Genomic DNA, 21564 nt, shown 5'->3' on the forward strand with positions numbered 1-21564 from the left:
GCAGCCCAAACGCCCGTGCGGCCGTGCAAGGGCCGCCAAGCTGCGTATGCGGCACTTTGCGGGCGTGCACCGGCTGCCCCCCTTCCCGCATGGCAAGCCATTGAGAAAAGGGGGAAGGCGCGAAGCGACTCCGCAGGATGTGCTACGTCACCCCACCCACTTGCGGGCATTGCGCCAGATGCGCATCCAGGGACTGAGTTCGCTGCGATCGCCCGAGGTCCAGCTCATCTGCACGTTGCGGAACACGCGCTCGGGGTGCGGCATGATGGCCGTGAAACGGCCGTCCGCCGTGGTCACGCCGGTCATGCCACCCGTGCTGCCGTTCGGGTTGAACGGGTATTGCTCGGTGGGCGCGCCGTGGTTGTCCACGAAACGCATCGCGGCGATGGCCGCGCCGGCGTTGCCGCGGTACTTGAAGTTGGCATAGCCCTCGCCGTGCGCCACGGCGATCGGCAGGCGGCTGCCCGCCATGCCCGCGAAGAACAGGCTGGGAGACTCCAGCACCTCCACCATCGACAGGCGGGCCTCGAAGCGCTCGCTCTGGTTGGTGGTGAAGCGTGGCCAGTCCTGCGCGCCCGGGATGATGTCCGCCAGCTCGGCAAACATCTGGCATCCGTTGCACACCCCGAGGCCAAAGGTGTCGGTGCGGCCGAAGAAGCCCTGGAACTGCTCGGCCAGCACGGGGTTGAAGGTGATGCTGCGCGCCCAGCCGATACCGGCCCCCAGCGTGTCGCCGTAGCTGAAGCCGCCGCAGGCGACCACGCCCTTGAAGTCTTCGAGCTTGACGCGGCCGGTCTGCAGGTCGGTCATGTGCACGTCGTAGGCCTCGAAGCCGGCCTCGGTGAAGGTGTAGGCCATCTCGATGTGCGAATTGACGCCCTGCTCGCGCAGGATCGCGACCCGGGGTTTGGCCAGGTTCAGGAACGGCGCCGCCACGTTGTCGGCCGCGTCGAACGTGAGGTGCACGTGCATCCCGGGGTCGGCGGCCGCGCCCGCGGCGGCGTGCTCGGAGTCCGCGGTCGCGGGGTTGTCGCGCTGCTGGCAGATTTTCCAGCTCACGGCATCCCACACCTGGTGCAGGTCGGTGAGCTTGGCGCTGAACACGGCCTTGGCATCGCGCCAGACCTGCAGCTCGCCCTTGCCGGCGTCGATGCCCGACGATTGCGGACGCGTCTTGCCGACGAAGTGGCTGAATCTGGACAGGCCGTGCTCGCGCAGCACCTGCATCACATCGTTGCGCTCTGCGGTGCGCACCTGCAGCAGCACGCCCAGTTCTTCGTTGAACAGGGCCTTGAGCGTGAGCTCCTCGCGGCGCGCGCTGACCTGCTGCGCCCAGTTCTTGGCATCCCCGGTCTCCATGCGGCTGTCGCTGATGCCGTCGCCTTCGGTCACGAGCATGTCCACATTGAGCGCCACGCCCACATGGCCCGCAAAGGCCATCTCGGCCGCCGCCGCCAGCAGGCCGCCGTCGCTGCGGTCGTGGTAGGCCAGGACATGGCCCTTGGCGCGCAGCGCGTTCACGGCGTTGACCAGGTTCACCAGGTCCTGCGGATCGTCCACGTCGGGCACCACGTCGCCGCTTTGTTCCAGCGTCTGGCCCAGGATGCTGCCGCCCATGCGGTTCTGGCCCTTGCCCAGATCGATCAGCACCAGGGTGGTGTCATCCTCGGTGGCATCGAGCTGGGGCGTGAGCGTGCCGCGCACGTCGGAGAGCGACGCGAACGCGCTCACGATCAGGCTCACGGGGGACGTGACCTTTTTCTTGTCGCTGCCGTCGTTCCACTGCGTGCGCATCGACAGGCTGTCCTTGCCCACGGGGATGGAGACGCCCAGCGCCGGGCACAGCTCCATGCCCACGGCCTTCACGGTCTCATACAAGGCAGCATCTTCGCCGGGCTCGCCACACGCGGCCATCCAGTTGGCGGACAGCTTCACACGCGGCAGCTCGATAGGCGCCGCCAGCAGGTTGGTGATGGCCTCGGCCACGGCCATGCGGCCCGATGCGGGTGCGTTGATCGCGGCCAGCGGCGTGCGCTCGCCCATGCTCATCGCCTCGCCCGCAAAGCCCTTGTAGTCGGCCAGCGTCACCGCGCAGTCCGCCACCGGCACCTGCCAGGGGCCGACCATCTGGTCGCGGTGCGACAGGCCGCCCACGGTGCGGTCGCCGATGGTGATGAGAAAACGCTTGGACGCCACCGTGGGATGGGCCAGCACGTCGATCACGGCCTTTTGCAGCGGGACGCCGGTCAGGTCGATGGGCGCGAACTGGCGCTGCACCGTGGCCACGTCGCGGTGCATCTTGGGCGGCTTGCCCAGCAGCACGTTCATGGGCATGTCCACCGGCAGCTTCTGGTCGCCCGCCTCCACGGCGGTGTCCTGCAGCACCAGCTGGCGTTCATCGGTGGCCGTGCCGATCACGGCGAAGGGGCAGCGCTCGCGCTCGCAGAACGCCTTGAACAGCGGCAGCGACTCGGGCGCGATGGCCAGCACGTAGCGCTCCTGGCTTTCGTTGCTCCAGATTTCCTTGGGCGCCATGCCCGATTCTTCGAGCGGCACGGCGCGCAGGTCGAAGCGAGCGCCACGGCCGGCGTCGTTCGTGAGCTCGGGGAAGGCGTTCGAGAGGCCGCCCGCACCCACGTCGTGGATGGCGAGGATGGGGTTGGCGGCGCCCTGCGCCCAGCAGTGGTTGATGACCTCCTGGGCGCGGCGCTCGATCTCGGGGTTGCCGCGCTGCACGGAGTCGAAGTCCAGTTCGGCGGCGTTGGTGCCACTGGCCATGGAGCTGGCGGCACTGCCGCCCATGCCGATGCGCATGCCGGGGCCGCCCAGCTGGATGAGCAGCGAGCCAGCGGGGAACTCGATCTTTGTCGTCAGGCCCGCGTCGATCACGCCCACGCCGCCGGCGATCATGATGGGCTTGTGGTAGCCGCGCTGCACGCCAGCGACTTCCTGCTCGTACTCGCGGAAGTAGCCCGCCAGGTTGGGGCGGCCGAATTCGTTGTTGAACGCCGCGCCACCCAGGGGCCCTTCCACCATGATCTGCAGCGGGCTGGCGATGTGCTCGGGCTTGCCGACCGTGCTGCCCCAGAGCTTGGACACGGTGAACCCCGTGAGGCCGGCCTTGGGCTTGGAGCCCCGCCCGGTGGCGCCTTCGTCGCGGATCTCGCCGCCCGCGCCGGTGGATGCGCCCGGGAAGGGAGAGATGGCGGTGGGGTGGTTGTGCGTTTCCACCTTCATCAGCACGTGCTGGGTGGCGCTACTTTTTTGATAGCTGGTAGCGCCCGCTGAATCAGCGGTAGAGGCCATTTTGGCCACGAACCGCTCGACCTCGCCGCCTTCCATGACCGAGGCGTTGTCCGAATACGCGATCACCGTGTGCTGGGGCGCCAGCTGGTGGGTGTTGCGAATCATGCCGAACAGCGATTTTTCCTGCGCCACGCCGTCGATGGTGAACTGGGCGTTGAAGATCTTGTGGCGGCAGTGCTCGCTGTTGGCCTGGGCGAACATCATCAGCTCCACGTCGGTGGGGTTGCGCGCCAGGCCCGTGAAGGCGTTGACCAGGTAGTCGATCTCGTCGTCGGCCAGGGCCAGGCCGAAACGGGTGTTGGCCGCCTCCAGCGCGGCGCGGCCGCCGCCGAGCACGTTGACGTGCTCCATGGGCGCGGGCTGCAGTTCGGTGAACAGCGCGGCGGCGGCGGCGCGGTCGGCCACCACGGACTCGGTCATGCGGTCGTGCAGCAGGGCGGCCACCTGGGCCAGTTGCTCGGCCGTCAGCTCGGGCGCCTTGCCCAGCAGGCCGGCCTTGAGGCTGATGCGGTATTCGGTGATGCGCTCCACGCGGCGGATGGCGATGCCGCAGTTGCGCGCGATGTCGGTCGCCTTGGACGCCCAGGGCGACAGCGTGCCCAGGCGGGGGGTGACGATGATGGCGGTGCCCTCGGCGGGGCCCGCATAGGGGTCGCTATAGGTCAGCAGGGCGGCCAGGCGCTCATGGTCGGCGGGCGTGGGGGCCGCGTCGGTGGCGACAAGGTGCACGAAGCGCGCTGCAATGCCGCTGATCTTGGGGTGGATGGCCTCCAGGGCGGGTTGGAGTTGCTGGGCGCGGAAGGTGCTGAGGGCGTTGCCGCCCGCCAGCGTGGTCATGTGCAAGGTCACGGTAGCGGCCTGTTGGGTGTGAGGGGTACGGTCGAGGCGCCGACCCGGGCCCGGGCTCTGGCCTGGGCATGTGGGTGGACAGCCCGGCATTTTACCGGGCGGACCAGGGCCGCAGCCCGCCTCCAAGCAGCCGGCGGGGGGCGATGGGATAATTACGCCATGAGCATCACCATCAAAAGCGCAGAAGACATTGCCGGCATGCGCCTCGCGTGCCGCCTGGCCTCCGAAGTGCTGGACTACATCGCCCCCCACATCAAGCCCGGCATCACCACCAAGGAAATCGACCGCCTGGGTGCCGAATGCATGGCCCAGCAGGGCACCATCTCGGCCACCGTGGGCTACCAGCCGCCCGGCTACCCGCCCTACCCCGCCTCGCTGTGCACCTCGGTCAACCATGTGGTGTGCCACGGCATCCCCAACGACAAGCCGCTCAAGAAGGGCGACATCGTCAACGTGGACGTGACCGTGATCACCAAGGACGGCTGGTACGGCGACAACAGCCGCATGTACCAGATCGGCGAGTGCTCCATTGCCGCCAAGCGCCTGTGCGCGATCACCTTCGACGCCATGTGGCACGGCATCCTGCAGGTGAAGCCTGGCGCCCACCTGGGCGACGTGGGCCACGCCATCCAGAAATTCGCCGAAGGCCAGGGTTTCTCCATCGTGCGCGAGTTCTGCGGCCACGGCATCGGCCAGAAGTTCCACGAAGAACCCCAGGTGCTGCACTACGGCCGCCCCGGCACGCTGGAAGAACTGGTGCCCGGCATGGTCTTCACGATCGAGCCCATGATCAACGCCGGCCGCCGCGAGGTGAAGGAGTTCGGCAACGACGGCTGGACCATCGTGACCAAAGACCACAGCCTGTCGGCGCAGTGGGAACACACCGTGCTGGTGACCGAGACGGGCTATGAGGTGATGACCCTGTCGGCCGGCTCGCCCGCGCTGCCCGCCTTCGTGACGGCCACGGCCACCTGACGGCCGGCCCGGCAACGCCTGCGCGACCGGCATTCACACTGGCTCGCACAACTCTTGCATGGCTTTTTTCATGGCACCTTATCCGCGCGCACCACGACCATGACCGAACTCCATGCCCTGCGGGACGCCTACCGCAGCGACAAAGCCGCCCTGCTCGCCGCCCTGCAGGCCACGGGCGCCTCCACGCGTGGCATCCGCGTGCTGCTGCGCAAGCTCTCCACGCTGGCCGGCGCCCTGCTGCACACGCTGTGGCAGCGGGCGCAGCTCCCAGCGGACATGGCGCTGGTGGCCGTGGGCGGCTTCGGGCGCGACCAGCTTTTCCCCTATTCGGATGTCGACGTCCTGCTGCTGATGCCCGATGGAAGCGCCCCCGAGGCCGGCAGCGAGCTGCGCACGCGGCTGGAGGGCTTCATCGGCAGCTGCTGGGATGCGGGCCTGGAGATCGGCTCCAGCGTACGCACCGTGGCCGAATGCCTGGCCGAAAGCGCGGGCGATGTCACCGTGCAGACCTCGTTGCTCGAATCGCGCCTGGTGTGCGGCAACGCGGCGCTGTTCGCCGAATTCCAGCGCCAGTACCGCCTGCAGATGAACCCGCAGGCCTTCCTGGTGGCCAAGACGCTGGAGATGCGCCAGCGCCACAACAAGTACGAGAACACGCCCTACTCGCTGGAGCCCAACTGCAAGGAGTCGCCCGGCGGGCTGCGCGACCTGCAGATGATCCTGTGGGTGGCGCAGGCCGCGGGCCTGGGCCGCAACTGGAAGGAACTGGCCGCCAGCGGCATGGCCACCGCCTTCGAGGTGCGCCAGATCGAGCGCAACGAGGCAGTGCTCTGCCTCATCCGCGCGCGCCTGCATGCAGCCGCCGGGCGGCATGAGGACCGCCTGGTGTTCGACCTGCAGACCGCCGTGGCCGAGTCCTTCGGCTACCGCTCGCAGGCGCCCGACGGCTCGCGCCTGCCCATGCGCGCCAGCGAAAGCCTGATGCGGCGCTACTACTGGGCGGCCAAGGCCGTGTCGCAGCTCAGCCAGATCCTGCTGCTGAACATCGAGGAACGCCTGAACCCCTCGACCCACGAGCCGCGCCCCATCAACGAGCGCTTCTTCGAGAAGGCCGGCCTGATCGAGGTGGCCAGCGACGACCTGTACGAGCGCGACCCGCACGCCATCCTCGAAACCTTCCTGCTCTACCAGACCACCGTGGGGCTCAAGGACCTGTCGGCGCGCACGCTGCGCGCGCTGTACAACGCACGCGGCGTGATGGACGGAGCGTTCCGCCGCGACCCGGTCAATCGCGCCAACTTCATGCGCATCCTGCAGCAGCCCTCGGGCATCACGCATGCCATGCGCCTCATGAACCAGACCTCGGTGCTCGGGCGCTACCTGTGGGTCTTCCGGGGCATCGTGGGGCAGATGCAGCACGACCTGTTCCATGTGTACACGGTCGACCAGCACATCCTCATGGTGCTGCGCAACGTGCGCCGTTTCTTCATGGCCGAGCACGCGCACGAATACCCGTTCTGCTCGCAGCTCGCGGGCGGGTGGGACAAGCCGTGGATCCTGTACGTCGCGGCGCTGTTCCACGACATCGGCAAGGGCCGCGGCGGCGACCATTCGCAGATCGGCGCCGTCGAGGTGCGGCGCTTCTGCCGCCAACATGGCGTGGACCGTGAAGACGCCAGGCTCATCGAGTTCCTGGTCAGCGAACACCTGTCGATGAGCCGGATCGCCCAGAAGGAAGACCTCTCCGACCCGGACGTGATCGCGGCATTCGCCCAGCGCGTGGGCAACGAACGCTACCTGACCGCGCTGTACCTGCTCACGGTGGCAGACATCCGGGGCACCAGCCCCAAGGTGTGGAACGCCTGGAAGGGCAAGCTCCTCGAAGACCTGTACCGCGCCACGCTGCGCACGCTGGGTGGCCGGGCCCCGGATGCCGCCGCCGAGATCGAAGCGCGCAAGCGCGAGGCGCTGGTGCTGCTGGCCCTGAGCGCCCTGCCCTTCGAGGCCCACAAGGCCCTGTGGGCCACGCTGGATGTGAGCTACTTCATGCGCCACGAAGCGGCGGACATCGCCTGGCACACGCGCCACCTGTCGCGCCATGTGGGCACGGCCAGGCCCGTGGTGCGCGCGCGCCAGTCGCTGGCGGGCGATGGCCTGCAGGTGATGGTGTATGCCGCCGACCAGGCGGACCTGTTCGCGCGCATCTGCGGCTATTTCGACCGCGCGGGCTTCAGCATCCTGGATGCGCGCGTGCACACCGCGAACAACGGCTATGCGCTCGACACCTTCCAGGTGGTGGCCTCGTCGCAGGCGGGGCACTACCGCGAACTGACCCATATGGTCGAAAGCGACCTGGTGCGCGTGATCGAGGCGGGCGGGCCGCTGCCCGAACCCGCGCGCCGGCGGGTGTCACGCCGCGTGAAGAGCTTTCCGGTGGCCCCGCGCGTCACGCTGCGCCCCGACGAAAAGGCGCAGCGCTGGCTGCTGGCCATCTCCGCCAGCGACCGTGCGGGCCTGCTGTACCTGGTGGCGCGCATCCTGGCGCAGCACCACCTGAGCGTGCAGTTGGCCAAGGTCAGCACCCTGGGCGAACGTGTCGAAGACACCTTCCTGGTCCAGGGCCCCGAACTGCAGAACAATGCACGCCAGATCGAGATCGAAACCGAACTGCTGCGCGAGCTGGCTGACTGACTAGCGGCCTACCGCATCCCGTCTCCGGCCTCCGGGCGGGCAGTGGATCCCCTCACGAGAAGGCTGCGCGCCAAGATGCTATTCCATTGATAGCATCCATCGCATGCCAATCAAGCGCCAGGGCACATTTCCCCCTGTTGCCGAATGCTGAAGTGCGCCAAGGCTGGCGCTTGCCTTGCGCCCATCTTGAGCCTATAACAGCCACATGCATGTGGCGCGTTCATGGCGCCCACGGTGCCTGCCAGCCGCGTTGCGCCACCGCACCCGGGCAGGCGACCCGGCGCCCTGCCGGGACTGCCCACGCAGCCCCCAAGGAGCCAGCATGTACAAGCACATCCTGATGCCCTCCGACGGTACGGCGCTGTCGGAAGCGGCCATCCTGCGCGGCATGCGCTTTGCCCGCGAAGCCCACGCCAAGGTCACCGGCTTTTATGCCCTGCCCGAATTCCATGCACTTGCGTACCACACCGCCATGCTGGAACACACGCGCAAGAGCCAGGAAGACCAGGCCCGGGCGAGGGCCGAGGAGGTCCTGAACTACATCCGGGAGACCGCGGCACAGTACAGCGTGCCCTGCGACACCCTGACCAGCATCAGCGACCATCCGTACGAAGCCATCATCGACGCCGCGCACGCGCAGGGCTGCGACCTGATCCTGATGGCCTCGCATGGCCGCCGCGGCCTCCAGGGCATCCTGCTGGGAAGCGAGACCCTCAAGGTCCTCACGCACAGCAAGATCCCGGTGCTCGTGCACCGTTGACCCCAAAGCGGGCGCTGGTTCCACCCGTCAGTCGTCCTCGGCGGCGCTGATATCGGGGAAGAGCACTTCCGTGAAGCCGAACTGCGTGAAATCGCGCACCCGCATCGGGTACAGCTTGCCAACGAGGTGGTCGCACTCGTGCTGCACCACACGGGCATGAAAGCCGTCCACCGTGCGGTCTATGCGGTCGCCGTAAGGATCGAACCCCGTGTAGCGGATGCGCGCCCACCGGGGGACCTTGCCGCGCAGCCCCGGCACGGAAAGGCAGCCTTCCCAGTCCTCCTCTTCTTCATCGCCCAGCGGCGTGATGACGGGATTGAGCAGGACGGTGGGAGGAATCACCGGACGCTCGGGGTAGCGCGGATTGCGTTCGCCGGAGCCAAAGATCACGAGCTGCAGATCCACGCCGATCTGCGGCGCGGCAAGCCCCGCCCCATTGACGGAGCGCATGGTGTCGAACATGTCCCGCACCAGAAGATGAAGATCGTCTGTATCGAATGCAGTCACGGGCTGGGCAACGCGCAGCAGGCGCGGATCGCCCATCTTCAGGATGGTGTGGATGGTCATCGGTGTGAAATTTCTGCGAAAGCGGCTGGCGCGCGCCAGCCTGCGGCAGCATAGCGCGTGTCGGCGCGCCGCGCAGCGGCGCGCCCATTCACAATACCGGCATGGACTCTCCTCCAGACCAGGCCTCCACCGACACGGCCCCGCCCCTGCGTCCCTTGCCATGGCCCGCCCGCTGGCTGCTGCTGGTCTTTGCCGTGGCGTGCCTGGCGATGGGCATCATCGGCGTCATCGTTCCCGGGCTGCCCACCACGGTGTTCATTCTCATGGCGGCATGGGCTGCGGCCCGCAGTTCGCCCCGGCTGTACCGCTGGCTCTGGAACCACCGCCTGTTCGGCCCGCTCTTGCGCAACTGGGCCCAGGGAGGCTGCGTGAGCCGGCGCGCCAAATGGAGCGCCACGTGCCTCATGGCGCTGAGTGGGATCGTGCTGTTTGCGACGGGCACGCGCACCTGGATCGCCGTGCTCGCCATCACCTGCATGGCGTGCGTGCTGGCCTGGCTGTGGCGCAGGCCCGAGCCGCAGTGAGCGAATGGGCAGCATCTACAGCCAGGCATGCGCCCCGCACTCCCGGCCGGGGCACCGTGCAAATCGTCGGGCACATCCGCGAAGCGGCTGGAGCCCATTTTTTATGTATATAATCTAAGTCTTGTTCCTCGATAGCTCAGTCGGTAGAGCGCCGGACTGTTAATCCGTAGGTCCCTGGTTCGAGCCCAGGTCGAGGAGCCAAGAATTTGCAGGCCCTGCATGTGTACGCGGGGCCTTTTACATACCGATCATTCCTCGATAGCTCAGTCGGTAGAGCGCCGGACTGTTAATCCGTAGGTCCCTGGTTCGAGCCCAGGTCGAGGAGCCACTCAGAAAGCCCACCATGCCCACGCATGGTGGGCTTTTTGTCGCCGGCTTCATCTGCGCCGCGCACGCCCGGGTTGCCGGACAATAAGTCAGTCCCTTTGTCGTTGTTGTTTACCCGCGCACCATCCCATGCCCCCGCAATTGCCCTGGCTGGAACCCGAAGACCGTTTGCCGCATCCCGCGACCGCATGGGGACCGCAGGACCCCGCACCCGGGCTCCTGGCGGCAGGTGGCGCGCTGGCGGTGGCGCAGTTGCGGGCGGCATACGCCCAGGGCACCTTTCCCTGGTACGGCCCGGGGCAGCCCATCCTGTGGTGGGCCCCCGATCCCCGCATGGTGCTGCCCACCGCGGAGTTCAGGCTGCACCGCTCCCTGCGCAGGACGCTGCAGGCATTCCGCACCGATGCAGCCTGCCAGATCCGCGTGGACCATGCTTTCCGGGAAGTCATCACGGCCTGCGCCACCAAGGAACGCGATGGCCAAGTGGGCACCTGGATCGTGCCCGAGATGATCGAAGCCTACATCCGCCTCCATGCGGCAGGGTATGCCCACAGCGTCGAGACCTGGGTTGAAGGACGGCTGGTGGGCGGCCTGTACTGCGTGGCCCTCGGCCAGGCAGTGTTCGGCGAATCGATGTTCGCCCACGCCACGGACGCATCGAAGATCGCGCTCGCGGCCCTGGTGGGCCTGTGCCGCCACCACGGCGTTGCGATGATCGACTGCCAGCAGAACACGCGCCACCTCGCCTCCCTGGGAGCCCGGGAGATTCCCCGCGCGCAGTTCCTGGCCGAGATCCAGAAGACCCAGCACCTTCCGCCACCGCCCTGGGCCTTCGACCCCGTATACTGGAACGGGCTGCTGCCCTCCACCGTGTCCACGGCATGACGCAACTCAACGACCTTCCACTGCAAACCCTGCAGTTCTATGCGACAGCCCCCTACCCCTGCAGCTACCTGCCGGACAGACAGGCTCGGTCGCAGGTGGCCACGCCCAGCCACCTGATTCAGAGCGACGTGTATTCCGACCTCGTCGCCAAGGGGTTCCGGCGCAGCGGCATGTTCACCTACCGTCCCTACTGCGATGGCTGCCAGGCCTGCACTCCGCTGCGCGTGCTCGTGAATGAGTTCCAACCCGATCGAAGCCAGCGGCGAGCGACCGTTCGACATGGCGGCCTGCAGGCGCGCGTGCTGCGCCTGTGCTTCGTGCCCGAGCACTACCAGCTCTACCTGCGCTACCAGAATGGCCGCCACGCGGGCGGCGGCATGGACCATGACAGCATCGACCAGTACACCCAGTTCCTGCTGCAAAGCCGGGTGAATTCGCGCCTCGTGGAGTTCCGCGAAACGGATGCCAGCGGCGAGCCCGGCGCGCTCAAGATGGTATCCATCCTGGATGTGCTCGACGACGGGCTTTCCGCGGTCTACACCTTCTACGAGCCCGAGCCCCACTGCAGCTACGGTACCTACAACGTGATGTGGCAGATCGCGCAGGCGCGCTCCCTGGGGCTCCCCCATGTCTATCTGGGCTACTGGATCGAAGCCAGCCCCAAGATGAACTACAAGGCCCGCTTTCACCCCCACGAAGTCCGCACCGATGGCGCGTGGCACCGCGCCGAACAAGGCGCCTGAATGCAGGATTGAATTTCACAAGATAAAATGCTGCGGCCCTCATTGCATCGCCGCCCATGAAAAAAATCGATCCCAGCATTCCTGCCAAACCCAGCGTTCAGGTGCTTGAACGCATGTTTACGCTGATCGATGTGCTGGCGTCGCGCGAGGAGGCGATCTCCCTCAAGGAAATCAGCGAGAAGACGGGGCTGCACCCCTCCACCACGCACCGCATCCTGAACGACCTCACGATCGGCCGCTTCGTGGACCGGCCGGAATCCGGCAGCTACCGGCTGGGCATGCGCCTGCTGGAACTGGGCAACCTCGTCAAGGCGCGCCTGAGCGTGCGCGATGCCGCCCTGACCCCCATGCGCAACCTGCACAAGCTGATCCAGCAACCGGTCAATCTGAGCATGCGGCAGGGGGATGAGATTGTCTACGTGGAGCGCGCCTACAGCGAGCGCTCGGGCATGCAGGTGGTACGCGCCATCGGCGGGCGCGCCCCCCTGCACCTGACATCGACGGGCAAGCTCTTCCTGGCCCTGGACGATCCCCAGCGCGTGCGGGCCTACGCCACGCGCACCGGGCTGGCGGGACACACGCGCAACAGCATCACCCAGCTGCCCAACCTTGAGCGCGAACTCGCCAAGGCACGGCAGTACGGGATTGCCCGCGACAACGAGGAACTGGAGCTGGGCGTGCGCTGCATGGCCGCCGGCGTCTATGACGACCAGGGCAAGCTGGTGGCGGGTCTGTCGATATCGGCCCCGGCGGACCGGCTGGACGAAGGGTGGCTGCCCAAATTGCAAGCCACGGCCAACGAGATCTCGCTCGCGCTGGGCCACGTACCCACCAGCACCGAGGCATCGGCATCCAGCGAAGCCGGCTTGCGTGCAGGCCTTCGCTGAGCGGCGCACCACGACCCCAGAAGCCACCACGCATGAAATGAAAAAGCCGACACAGGCGGGTAATGCCTGGTCGGCCCATGGATGATCAATGCGCTTCGATGGCACCACGGCCCCGGCGGGGCCGCTGGCGCGGGAAGCTAGCTGCCGCTATCGGCTAGCCATTGCTTCCGGCCCGGGCCTGCAACGGGGTCGCCAGGGATGGCATCGACTCCACCCAGTGGCGCACGCGCTCCGCATCCCCCAGCCGGCTGAACTTGCCCGCGGAATCCAGAAACACCATGATGAGCTTGCGCCCGGCGATCTGCGTCTGCATCACAAGGCAGCGGCCCGCCTCGGAGATATAGCCCGTCTTTTGCAGTCCGATATCCCAGGTGGGGTTCTTTACCAGCCCGTTGGTATTGTTGTACTGCAGCGTTCTCGGGCCCACGGCCACCTCATAGCCCGGAGACGTGGACAGCTCGCGCAGCAAGGGATCGCTGTGCGCCACATTCACCAAGGTGGCCAGGTCCCGGGCGCTGGACTGGTTGCGGCTGGACAGCCCCGTGGGCTCCACATAGCGGGTGTCGGTCATGCCCAGCAAACGGGCCTTGGCGTTCATCTGCGCCACGAAAGCCTCCAGGCCACCAGGGTAGGTACGGCCCAGCGCATGCGCAGCCCGGTTCTCGCTGGACATGAGGGCCAGATGCAGCATCTCGCCCCGGGTCAGCGTGGAACCCACCGTCAGGCGCGAGCGGCTGCCCTTTTCCGTATCGACGTCGTCCTGCGTGATGGTGATCGGTTCATCCATCGGCAGCTTGGCCTGGGAAATGAGCATCCCGGTCATGAGCTTGGTCAGGGACGCGATGGGCAGCACCGCATGGTCATTCTTGCTCAGCAGGACCTCGTGCGTGTCCTGGTCGATGACCAGGGCCACACTCGACTTCAGATCCAATGGATCGTTGACCTCGTGCAGGCCCGCCATCTGCCCGAAGGACTGCTTGGCCGGCACGAACGCCACGCGGGTGGCTGCCTTGGAGGTCTTGGCCGTCACGCGCACGGCCCTGGTGGAGGCAGCAGCCACCTTGCGGGGCGCAACGCCCCGTTTGGCAGTGGCCGTGCTGATCTGCTGTTTTTTGTCCGAGGCTTTCTTGCGCTCGCCTGCGTGCGCGGCCGGGGCAGCCAGGACGGCGCTCACGGCGACAACGCTCAAAATTTGAAAGAAACGGCTCACTGCGGCGCGGTGGCGATGGTGCATCAAAGTGCTCCAAACGGTAATAGGTGTTGAGCAGTGTACAGAATCAAAAAAAGTCGCGCAAGATCAATGCCTTGCGCGACTTTCCGAGAAAGTGAATGAAATTATAAATTGTTCATTCAACCTTGTGCAGCCACCCGGTCAGCTTTACTTTGTAACTTGTTCAGCGCGCTGAGGTATGCCTTGGCCGAAGCCACCACGATGTCCGGATCCGCGCCCACGCCATTGACCACGCGGCCGCTGTTTTGCAGGCGCACCGTGACCTCGCCCTGGCTCTCGGTCGAGCCGCTGATGGCATTGACCGAGTACAGCACCATCTCCGCCCCGCTCTTGACGTGCGATTCAATGGCCTTGAGCGAGGCGTCCACGGGGCCGTTGCCTTCGGATTCGCCGCGCACTTCATGGCCGTCGACCGTGAAGACGATGCGCGCGCGGGGGTGCTCACCCGTTTCGCTCTGCTGAAAAAGGGAGACAAAGCCGTACTGCTCCTTCTCGCTGGTCACGCTCTCGTCGCTGACCAGCGCCAGGATGTCCTCATCGAAGATTTCGCTCTTGCGGTCCGCCAACTCCTTGAAGCGGGTGAACGCCGTATTGACCTCGGTTTCGCTCTCCAGGCTCACGCCCAGTTCCTGCAAGCGCTGCTTGAAGGCATTGCGGCCGCTCAGCTTGCCCAGCACGATCTTGTTGGCGCTCCAGCCCACGTCCTCGGCGCGCATGATCTCGTAGGTGTCGCGCGCCTTGAGCACGCCATCCTGGTGGATGCCCGAGGCATGTGCGAACGCGTTGGCGCCCACCACGGCCTTGTTGGGCTGCACCACGAAACCGGTGGTCTGGCTGACCATGCGGCTGGCGGCCACGATGTGCTGCGTGTCGATGTTGAGGTCGAGGTTGAAATAGTCCCGGCGGGTCTTGACCGCCATCACCACCTCTTCGAGCGAGCAGTTGCCCGCGCGCTCGCCCAGGCCGTTGATCGTGCACTCCACCTGGCGCGCACCGCCGATCTTCACGCCAGCGAGCGAGTTGGCCACCGCCATGCCCAGGTCGTTGTGGCAGTGCACGGACCAAACGGCCTTGTCGCTGTTGGGGATGCGCTCGCGCAGCGTCTTGATGAAGTTGCCATAGAGCTCGGGGATGGCGTAGCCCACGGTGTCGGGCACGTTGATGGTGGTGGCGCCCTCCGCGATCACTGCCTCCAGCACGCGGCACAGGAAATCGGGATCGCTGCGGTAGCCATCCTCGGGGCTGAACTCGATGTCGGCCACCAGGTTGCGGGCGAAACGCACCGACTGCTTGGCCTGCTCCAGCACCTGTTCGGGCGTCATGCGCAGCTTCTTCTCCATGTGCAGCGGGCTCGTGGCGATGAAGGTATGGATGCGCGCGCTGTTGGCGCCCGCCAGGGCCTCCGCCGCGCGCGCGATGTCGCGGTCGTTGGCGCGCGACAGCGAGCAGATGGTCGATTCCCTGATCGCATTGGCGATGGCCTGCACGGCTTCGAAGTCGCCGTTGGAGCTGGCCGCGAAACCGGCTTCGATCACGTCCACCTTCAGGCGCTCGAGCTGGCGCGCGATGCGCAGCTTCTCGTCCTTGGTCATCGAGGCGCCGGGGGATTGCTCGCCATCGCGCAAGGTGGTGTCGAAAATGATCAGTTTGTCAGCCATGTTGTTCTCCTGGTATCGGTGGGTGGGGTTCCCGCAACGTCAAAAATCTGGCGCCCAAAACAAAAGGCCCGTTGCGGGTGCATACGGGCCTGTGTGGAAAAAGTGTGCGCGTGCGCTTACTGTCTCCGCCCGTGGGGAGGTAGCAGTAGGGCCAGTGCAAACGTGTTCATGCGATGCAATGTAGCACAAGTCACAACCCGCCGCCGTGGTCACTTGTGGAGTCCGCGCTCATCGGGTTCATCGGTCGACGTGCTGATCACGCTGCTGTGCTGGCCCTTGGCCTTGCGCCAGGCATAGACGCCGTAGCCGCTCAGCCCATAGCAGACGAACACGCCGAAAAGCACGATGGGGGGATGGATGTTGATGACCGCGATGCCCAGCGCTATCAGCACGATGGCGGCAAAGGGCACGCTCTTCTTCATCTGCACGTCCTTGAAGCTGTAGAACGGCACGTTGGTCACCATGGTGAGTCCCGCATACAGCGTGAAGGCGAACATGACCCAGGTGGTCTGCGTCCAGGTCAGCCACAGGTCTTCTCCCGGATGCACCCCCAGCTCCGTCATGAGCCAGATGAAGCCGGCCACCAGGGCAGCGGCGGCTGGCGAAGGCAGCCCCTGGAAGTAGCGCTTGTCCACCACGCTGGTATTCACATTGAAGCGCGCAAGGCGCAAGGCCGCGCAGGCGCAGTACACGAACGCGGCGATCCAGCCCCACCGGCCCAGGCCCTGGAGCGACCACTCATAGGCGATCAGCGCGGGCGCCGCTCCAAACGAGACCATGTCGGACAGCGAATCCATCTGCTCGCCAAACGCGCTCTGCGTATTGGTCATGCGCGCAACGCGTCCGTCCAGGCTGTCCAGCACCATGGCGCAGAAGACGCCCACCGCCGCCATGTCGAACCGGCCGTTCATGGCCATCACGATCGAATAGAAACCACCGAACAGGGCCGCCAGCGTGAACAGGTTGGGCAGGATGTAGATGCCTTTGCGCCGCTTGCGCACCATCACACCGGGGTTGTCGGTGGATTCATTGCCGTCATGCATCAAATAGACCTCCAGCGCTTGCCTATATTGCGCAAGCTGCTATTAAATTTATAGTTTTCAACCCTGACCCACGGAACAGGCGGCGCGCCGCACGCGCAAAAGGCGAAGGCCGCAGTGTAGCGCCTGCCAACACGGCGTCCCGCCAAAGGAAGCGCCCCAGCCCCCGGCACAGGTGAGCGCGCTCCCAAGTAGCGGGCGGGCTTTGCGCCAGGGGTTGGCCCGGCAACAAAAAAGGCCACTGTGAAGTGGCCTTTTCGTGCTTCGCACAGGAGATCAGTTGCGGGTCTGGTCGACCAGCTTGTTCTTGGCGATCCAGGGCATCATGGCGCGCAGCTTGCCGCCCACCACTTCGATGCTGTGGTCGGCGGTGTTGCGGCGGCGGGCCGTCATGCTCGGGTAGTTCAGGCGGCCTTCCTGGATGAACATCTTGGCGTAGTCGCCGTTCTGGATGCGCTTCAAGGCATTGCGCATGGCGGCGCGCGACTGCTCGTTGATCACTTCGGGGCCGGTCACGTACTCGCCGTACTCGGCGTTGTTCGAGATCGAGTAGTTCATGTTGGCGATCCCGCCTTCGTAGATCAGGTCCACGATGAGCTTGAGTTCGTGCAGGCATTCGAAGTAGGCCATCTCGGGGGCATAGCCGGCTTCGACCAGGGTTTCATAGCCCATCTTGATCAGCTCAACGGCGCCGCCGCACAGCACGGCCTGCTCGCCGAACAGGTCGGTCTCGGTTTCTTCCTTGAAGTTGGTCTCGATGATGCCGGCCTTGCCGCCACCATTGGCCATGGCGTACGACAGGGCCAGGTCGCGGGCCTTGCCGGACTTGTCCTGGTGCACGGCCACCAGGTGGGGCACGCCGCCGCCCTGGGTGTAGGTGTTGCGCACAGTATGGCCAGGGGCCTTGGGAGCGACCATCCACACGTCCAGGTCGGCACGGGGCACGACCTGGTTGTAGTGCACGTTGAAGCCGTGGGCAAAGGCCAGCGAGGCACCCTGCTTGATGTTCGGGGCCACGTTGTTGGTGTAGACCTCGGCGATCTGCTCGTCGGGCAGCAGGATCATGACCACGTCGGCGGCCTTGACGGCGTCGTTCACTTCCATCACGTTCAGGCCGGCCTTGCCAACCTTGTCCCACGAGGCACCGCCCTTGCGCAGGCCGACCACGACCTTCACGCCGCTGTCGTTCAGGTTCTGTGCATGGGCGTGGCCCTGCGAGCCGTAGCCGATGATGGCAACGGTCTTGCCCTTGATCAGGCTCAGGTCACAGTCTTTGTCGTAGAAAACTTTCATGGGTTGCTCCGGTTGAAATGCGTTGTTCGGGTTGAAAAATAAAACGGGGTATTGTCCTGGAAAGCGCTCAGGCGCCTTTTCAGACACGCAGGATGCGTTCGCCTCGGCCGATGCCGCTGGCACCGGTGCGCACGGTTTCCAGGATGGCCGTGCGGTCGATGGCCTGCAGGAAGGCATCGTTCTTTCCCTGGTCGCCGGTGAGCTCGATGGTGTAGCTCTTCTCGGTCACGTCGATGATGCGGCCACGGAAGATGTCGGCCATGCGCTTCATCTCCTCGCGCTCCTTGCCTACGGCGCGCACCTTCACCATCATGAGCTCGCGCTCGGTGTAGGCGCCTTCGGTGAGGTCGACCACCTTGACCACCTCGATGAGGCGGTTCAGGTGCTTGGTGATCTGCTCGATCACGTCGTCGGAGCCCGTGGTCTGGATCGTCATGCGCGAGAGCGATGGATCCTCGGTGGGCGCCACGGTGAGCGATTCGATGTTGTAGCCACGGGCGGAGAACAGGCCCACCACGCGCGAGAGCGCGCCGGGTTCGTTTTCCAGCAGAACGGCAATGATGTGTTTCATGATGAAGAGATTCCTCTTTTCGCTGCCCTCCCCCGTGCACGGTAATGCACGGGCTTGGCAGGCAATAGATTCGTCAAAAAGTGATAGCTATCAAATTGATAGCTGCTTGCGCTTGCCAATCAAGCGCTGGAGCCCGATTTTGCTTAAAGGTCTTCCGACCCCAGCAGCATTTCGGTGATGCCCTTGCCGGCCTGCACCATCGGGAACACGTTCTCGGTGGGGTCGGTGCGGAAGTCCATGAACACCGTGCGGTCCTTGAGCTTGCGGGCTTCGCGCAGCGCGGGCTCCACGTCCTTGGGATGCTCGATGAGCATGCCCACATGGCCGTAGGCCTCGGCCAGCTTCACGAAGTTGGGCAGCGCGTCCATGTAGCTGTGGCTGTAGCGGCCGGAATATTCGATCTCCTGCCACTGGCGCACCATGCCCAGGTAGCGGTTGTTCAGCGAGCAGATCTTGATCGGCGTGTTGTACTGCAGGCAGGTGGACAGCTCCTGGATGTTCATCTGCACCGAGCCTTCGCCCGTGATGCAGAAGACCTCGGAGTCCGGCTTGGCCAGCTTGATGCCCATGGCGTAGGGAATGCCCACGCCCATGGTGCCCAGGCCGCCGGAGTTGATCCAGCGGCGCGGCTCGTCGAAACGGTAGTACTGCGCGGCCCACATCTGGTGCTGGCCCACGTCGGACGTGATGTAGGTGTCCGCATCCTTGGTCATGTTCCACAGCGTCTCGACCACATACTGTGGCTTGATGACGTCGCTGCTGCCCATGCTGTACTTGAGGCAATCGCGCTTGCGCCAGCCTTCGATGGTGTCCCACCAGGCGGCCAGAGCACCCGCGTCAGGGCGCGTGCTGCTCTCGCGGATCATGGAGATCAGCTCGGTGAGCACGTCCTTCACGTCGCCGACGATCGGGATGTCCACCTTCACGCGCTTGGAGATACTCGACGGGTCGATGTCCACGTGGATGATCTTGCGGTCGTTCTGCGCGAAATGCTTGGGGTTGCCGATCACGCGGTCGTCGAAGCGCGCGCCCACGGCCAGCAGCACGTCGCAGTTCTGCATCGCGTTGTTGGCCTCGATGGTGCCGTGCATGCCCAGCATGCCCAGGAACTTGCGGTCCGACGCGGGATAGGCGCCCAGGCCCATCAGCGTGTTGGTGACCGGATAGCCCAGCATGTCCACCAGCGTGCGCAGCTCATTGGTGGCATTGCCCAGCAGCACGCCGCCGCCGGTGTAGATGTAGGGGCGCTTGGCAGCCAGCAGCAACTGCAGCGCCTTGCGGATCTGGCCGCCGTGGCCCTTGCGCACGGGGTTGTACGAGCGCATTTCCACCGACTGCGGGTAGCCGCTGTAGGGCACCTTCTTGAACGAAACGTCCTTGGGCACGTCCACCACCACGGGGCCGGGGCGGCCGGTGCGGGCGATGTGGAAGGCCTTCTTCATCGTCATGGCCAGATCGCGCGGGTCCTTGACGAGGAAGTTGTGCTTGACGATGGGGCGGGTGATACCGACCGTGTCGCACTCCTGGAAGGCGTCCAGCCCGATGGCGGGCGTGGGCACCTGGCCGGAGATGATCACCATGGGGATCGAATCCATGTACGCGGTGGCGATGCCGGTGACCGCATTGGTCAGGCCGGGGCCCGAAGTGACCAGGGCCACGCCGACTTCGCCGGTGGCGCGCGCATAGCCGTCGGCGGCGTGCACGGCGGCCTGTTCGTGGCGCACCAGCACGTGCTGGATGGTGTCTTGCTTGTAGAGCGCGTCGTAGATGTAGAGGACGGCGCCGCCGGGATAGCCCCAGATGTACTGGACGTTCTCGGCCTGGAGCGACTTGATGAGGATCTCAGAACCCATGAGGTCCTGCGAGCCGGAAGCGGGAGAAGCATTGCCCTGCGTGGCAGCGGCAGCTGAAGTGAGTTCAGCCTTGGAGATTTCCATGATCGATCAACCTTTGTGAATTTCTCTGACGAAAAACCTTGGGTGCCCCTCGCACGCGCTCTTGTGAAGCCAGCTTGGAACTTGAGGCCAAGGACATGGGCGGGATGATTGCCGCGCCGGACCGTGACCCGTTTGCCTTTTGAATTGCAGCAGCGATTATCGCACTGCAACACATGTAAAACCGCAGGCAGCCTAAAAAAACCCCGGCGGATGCGATAATCAAAGGCTCCACGTGCCGGATAGCCACATTTTTGCGCGCTCACCGGCACCGATCCCCTCCCGGGCTGACCCGTCTTGGCAACCGAACAAGAACTCTCCGACTTCCTCAAAAGTGTAGAAAAGCGCGCTTTCAAGCGTTCGGTCTACCACGTTCGCAATGAGGAAGCGGCGCTCGACATCGTGCAGGACAGCATGCTCAAGCTGGCGGAGCATTACGGCGACAAGCCGGCGGCGGAGCTGCCCATGCTGTACCAGCGGATCCTGTCCAACTGCACCCTGGACTGGTTCCGGCGCCAGAAGACCCGCAATGCACTGTTTTCGAGCATGAGCGACTTCGAGGGCCCCGGCGAAGATGGCATGGATTTTGATCTGCTGGAGGCGTATTCAGGACCGGATGGTGGAGAACGGGCGGAGAGCGCCGAGGATCTGACCCGCCGGGCGCAGATCTTCCACGGTATCGAGGCTGAAATCGCCGAGCTTCCGCCACGTCAACGGGAAGCGTTCCTCATGCGTTACTGGGAAGAAATGGATGTTGCAGAAACGGCGGCCGCCATGGGCTGCTCCGAAGGCAGTGTCAAGACGCACTGTTTTCGTGCCATACAAACCCTCAGCAAGGCACTGAAGGCCAAAGGAATCGAGCCATGAACACTGTACAGACCCCATCGACACAGGCAGAAGCTGCGGCAGAGCGCTTTGCGCTGCGCGTCGCGTCGCGGTTGTCCAGCGGCACCGCCGAATTGCCTTATGACATTTCCGAGCGGCTGCGCGCCTCGCGCGTGCAGGCGCTGGCCAAGCGCAAGAAAGACATCGTGCCGGTGCGGCTGGCGGCCCCTGCGGCCGTCATCCACGGCGCGGGCGGCAGCGCCACGCTGGGCCGCGGCGGCAGTGAAGGTGGTGGCTGGTGGAGTGCGCTGGTTTCCGCCGTTCCCCTGATGGCCCTGGTGGTGGGCCTGGTCGTGATCAACATTGCCCAGGACGAAAGCAGTGCCAATGACGTGGCCGAGGTGGATGCCGCGCTGCTGACCGATGATCTGCCACCCGCAGCCTACGCAGACCCGGGCTTCGTACAATTTCTCAAGACCTCCGCGCAGCCGAACTGAG

The 21564-nt window shown here is 65.4% G+C and carries 17 protein-coding genes and 2 tRNA genes; 11 read left to right on the top strand and 8 right to left on the bottom strand.

The window, feature by feature from the left end; all coding sequences use genetic code 11:
- Positions 1 to 147 precede the first annotated feature (147 nt).
- Positions 148 to 4155, bottom strand: a complete 4008-nt coding sequence (purL, locus tag ACAM51_RS03460; protein WP_369642746.1) for a phosphoribosylformylglycinamidine synthase — start codon at positions 4153 to 4155, stop codon at positions 148 to 150.
- 159 nt (positions 4156 to 4314) lie between these two features.
- Between purL and map the strand changes: the two genes are divergently transcribed.
- From map to ACAM51_RS03475, 3 genes are all read left to right on the top strand, one after another.
- Positions 4315 to 5130, top strand: a complete 816-nt coding sequence (gene map, locus ACAM51_RS03465) for a type I methionyl aminopeptidase (protein WP_218294567.1) — start codon at positions 4315 to 4317, stop codon at positions 5128 to 5130.
- Between the two features lie 99 nt (positions 5131 to 5229).
- Entirely contained in the window at positions 5230 to 7821 is a 2592-nt protein-coding gene (locus ACAM51_RS03470) for a [protein-PII] uridylyltransferase (protein ID WP_369642747.1), read from the top strand.
- A 322-nt stretch (positions 7822 to 8143) separates the two neighbouring features.
- Positions 8144 to 8581, top strand: coding sequence for a universal stress protein (locus ACAM51_RS03475; RefSeq protein ID WP_218294565.1), 438 nt, complete (start codon positions 8144 to 8146; stop codon positions 8579 to 8581).
- A gap of 27 nt (positions 8582 to 8608) precedes the next feature.
- Here the strand turns inward: ACAM51_RS03475 and def are convergent, their stop codons facing one another.
- The gene (gene def / locus ACAM51_RS03480) at positions 8609 to 9148 is read right to left on the bottom strand and encodes a peptide deformylase (protein ID WP_218294564.1); all 540 of its coding nucleotides are present in this window, start codon (positions 9146 to 9148) and stop codon (positions 8609 to 8611) included.
- A gap of 101 nt (positions 9149 to 9249) precedes the next feature.
- Here def and ACAM51_RS03485 point away from each other — a divergent pair, with 101 nt between their 5' ends.
- The 6 genes from ACAM51_RS03485 to ACAM51_RS03510 all read left to right on the top strand — a co-directional run bounded on the left by ACAM51_RS03485 (position 9250) and on the right by ACAM51_RS03510 (position 12514).
- Complete coding sequence (locus ACAM51_RS03485; RefSeq protein WP_369642748.1) at positions 9250 to 9672, top strand: YbaN family protein; 423 nt, start codon at positions 9250 to 9252, stop codon at positions 9670 to 9672.
- 125 nt (positions 9673 to 9797) lie between these two features.
- Positions 9798 to 9873, top strand: a tRNA-Asn gene (locus ACAM51_RS03490).
- 51 nt (positions 9874 to 9924) lie between these two features.
- Positions 9925 to 10000: transfer RNA gene (locus ACAM51_RS03495), tRNA-Asn, on the top strand.
- Positions 10001 to 10128: 128 nt separating this feature from the next.
- On the top strand, positions 10129 to 10884 hold the full coding sequence (aat, locus tag ACAM51_RS03500) for a leucyl/phenylalanyl-tRNA--protein transferase (protein ID WP_218294505.1): 756 nt from the start codon (positions 10129 to 10131) through the stop codon (positions 10882 to 10884).
- Entirely contained in the window at positions 10881 to 11627 is a 747-nt protein-coding gene (locus ACAM51_RS03505) for an arginyltransferase (RefSeq protein WP_369642749.1), read from the top strand. Before aat ends, ACAM51_RS03505 begins: the two co-directional genes overlap by 4 nt.
- Before the next feature lie 56 nt (positions 11628 to 11683).
- Positions 11684 to 12514: an IclR family transcriptional regulator gene (locus ACAM51_RS03510; RefSeq protein ID WP_218294503.1), complete on the top strand. Its 831-nt coding sequence runs from the start codon at positions 11684 to 11686 to the stop codon at positions 12512 to 12514.
- Between the two features lie 154 nt (positions 12515 to 12668).
- On the opposite strand, the gene pbpG is transcribed toward ACAM51_RS03510, so the two are convergent.
- From pbpG to ACAM51_RS03540, 6 genes are all read right to left on the bottom strand, one after another.
- Entirely contained in the window at positions 12669 to 13748 is a 1080-nt protein-coding gene (gene pbpG / locus ACAM51_RS03515; RefSeq protein ID WP_218294502.1) for a D-alanyl-D-alanine endopeptidase, read from the bottom strand.
- 116 nt (positions 13749 to 13864) lie between these two features.
- Entirely contained in the window at positions 13865 to 15403 is a 1539-nt protein-coding gene (locus ACAM51_RS03520; protein WP_218340965.1) for a 2-isopropylmalate synthase, read from the bottom strand.
- Between the two features lie 209 nt (positions 15404 to 15612).
- Positions 15613 to 16446 (bottom strand): CDP-diacylglycerol--serine O-phosphatidyltransferase, encoded by an 834-nt coding sequence (gene pssA, locus ACAM51_RS03525; protein WP_218294500.1) that lies wholly within the window; start codon positions 16444 to 16446, stop codon positions 15613 to 15615.
- 273 nt (positions 16447 to 16719) lie between these two features.
- Positions 16720 to 17736 carry a ketol-acid reductoisomerase gene (ilvC, locus tag ACAM51_RS03530; RefSeq protein WP_218294499.1) on the bottom strand — a complete coding sequence of 339 codons (1017 nt, stop codon included), beginning with the start codon at positions 17734 to 17736 and terminating at the stop codon, positions 16720 to 16722.
- A 79-nt stretch (positions 17737 to 17815) separates the two neighbouring features.
- Positions 17816 to 18307 carry an acetolactate synthase small subunit gene (gene ilvN, locus ACAM51_RS03535; RefSeq protein ID WP_218294498.1) on the bottom strand — a complete coding sequence of 164 codons (492 nt, stop codon included), beginning with the start codon at positions 18305 to 18307 and terminating at the stop codon, positions 17816 to 17818.
- 143 nt (positions 18308 to 18450) lie between these two features.
- Positions 18451 to 20244, bottom strand: a complete 1794-nt coding sequence (locus ACAM51_RS03540; RefSeq protein ID WP_369642750.1) for an acetolactate synthase 3 catalytic subunit — start codon at positions 20242 to 20244, stop codon at positions 18451 to 18453.
- Positions 20245 to 20538: 294 nt separating this feature from the next.
- Here ACAM51_RS03540 and ACAM51_RS03545 point away from each other — a divergent pair, with 294 nt between their 5' ends.
- Together ACAM51_RS03545 and ACAM51_RS03550 are read left to right on the top strand one after the other, a co-directional pair.
- On the top strand, positions 20539 to 21108 hold the full coding sequence (locus tag ACAM51_RS03545; RefSeq protein ID WP_218294496.1) for an RNA polymerase sigma factor: 570 nt from the start codon (positions 20539 to 20541) through the stop codon (positions 21106 to 21108).
- Positions 21105 to 21563, top strand: coding sequence for a DUF3619 family protein (locus ACAM51_RS03550; protein WP_218294495.1), 459 nt, complete (start codon positions 21105 to 21107; stop codon positions 21561 to 21563). Before ACAM51_RS03545 ends, ACAM51_RS03550 begins: the two co-directional genes overlap by 4 nt.
- Position 21564: the final 1 nt, after the last annotated feature.

This window comes from Acidovorax sp. A79, assembly GCF_041154505.1.
Classification (GTDB): domain Bacteria; phylum Pseudomonadota; class Gammaproteobacteria; order Burkholderiales; family Burkholderiaceae_C; genus Acidovorax.

Coding starts and splice junctions, on each gene's coding strand:
- map (WP_218294567.1), top strand. CDS start 4,315: ATGAGCATCACCATCAAAAGCGCAGAAGACATTGCCGGCATGCGCCTC.
- ACAM51_RS03470 (WP_369642747.1), top strand. CDS start 5,230: ATGACCGAACTCCATGCCCTGCGGGACGCCTACCGCAGCGACAAAGCC.
- ACAM51_RS03475 (WP_218294565.1), top strand. CDS start 8,144: ATGTACAAGCACATCCTGATGCCCTCCGACGGTACGGCGCTGTCGGAA.
- def (WP_218294564.1), bottom strand. CDS start 9,148: ATGACCATCCACACCATCCTGAAGATGGGCGATCCGCGCCTGCTGCGC.
- ACAM51_RS03485 (WP_369642748.1), top strand. CDS start 9,250: ATGGACTCTCCTCCAGACCAGGCCTCCACCGACACGGCCCCGCCCCTG.
- aat (WP_218294505.1), top strand. CDS start 10,129: ATGCCCCCGCAATTGCCCTGGCTGGAACCCGAAGACCGTTTGCCGCAT.
- ACAM51_RS03505 (WP_369642749.1), top strand. CDS start 10,881: ATGACGCAACTCAACGACCTTCCACTGCAAACCCTGCAGTTCTATGCG.
- ACAM51_RS03510 (WP_218294503.1), top strand. CDS start 11,684: ATGAAAAAAATCGATCCCAGCATTCCTGCCAAACCCAGCGTTCAGGTG.
- pbpG (WP_218294502.1), bottom strand. CDS start 13,748: ATGCACCATCGCCACCGCGCCGCAGTGAGCCGTTTCTTTCAAATTTTG.
- ACAM51_RS03520 (WP_218340965.1), bottom strand. CDS start 15,403: ATGGCTGACAAACTGATCATTTTCGACACCACCTTGCGCGATGGCGAG.
- pssA (WP_218294500.1), bottom strand. CDS start 16,446: ATGCATGACGGCAATGAATCCACCGACAACCCCGGTGTGATGGTGCGC.
- ilvC (WP_218294499.1), bottom strand. CDS start 17,736: ATGAAAGTTTTCTACGACAAAGACTGTGACCTGAGCCTGATCAAGGGC.
- ilvN (WP_218294498.1), bottom strand. CDS start 18,307: ATGAAACACATCATTGCCGTTCTGCTGGAAAACGAACCCGGCGCGCTC.
- ACAM51_RS03540 (WP_369642750.1), bottom strand. CDS start 20,244: ATGGAAATCTCCAAGGCTGAACTCACTTCAGCTGCCGCTGCCACGCAG.
- ACAM51_RS03550 (WP_218294495.1), top strand. CDS start 21,105: ATGAACACTGTACAGACCCCATCGACACAGGCAGAAGCTGCGGCAGAG.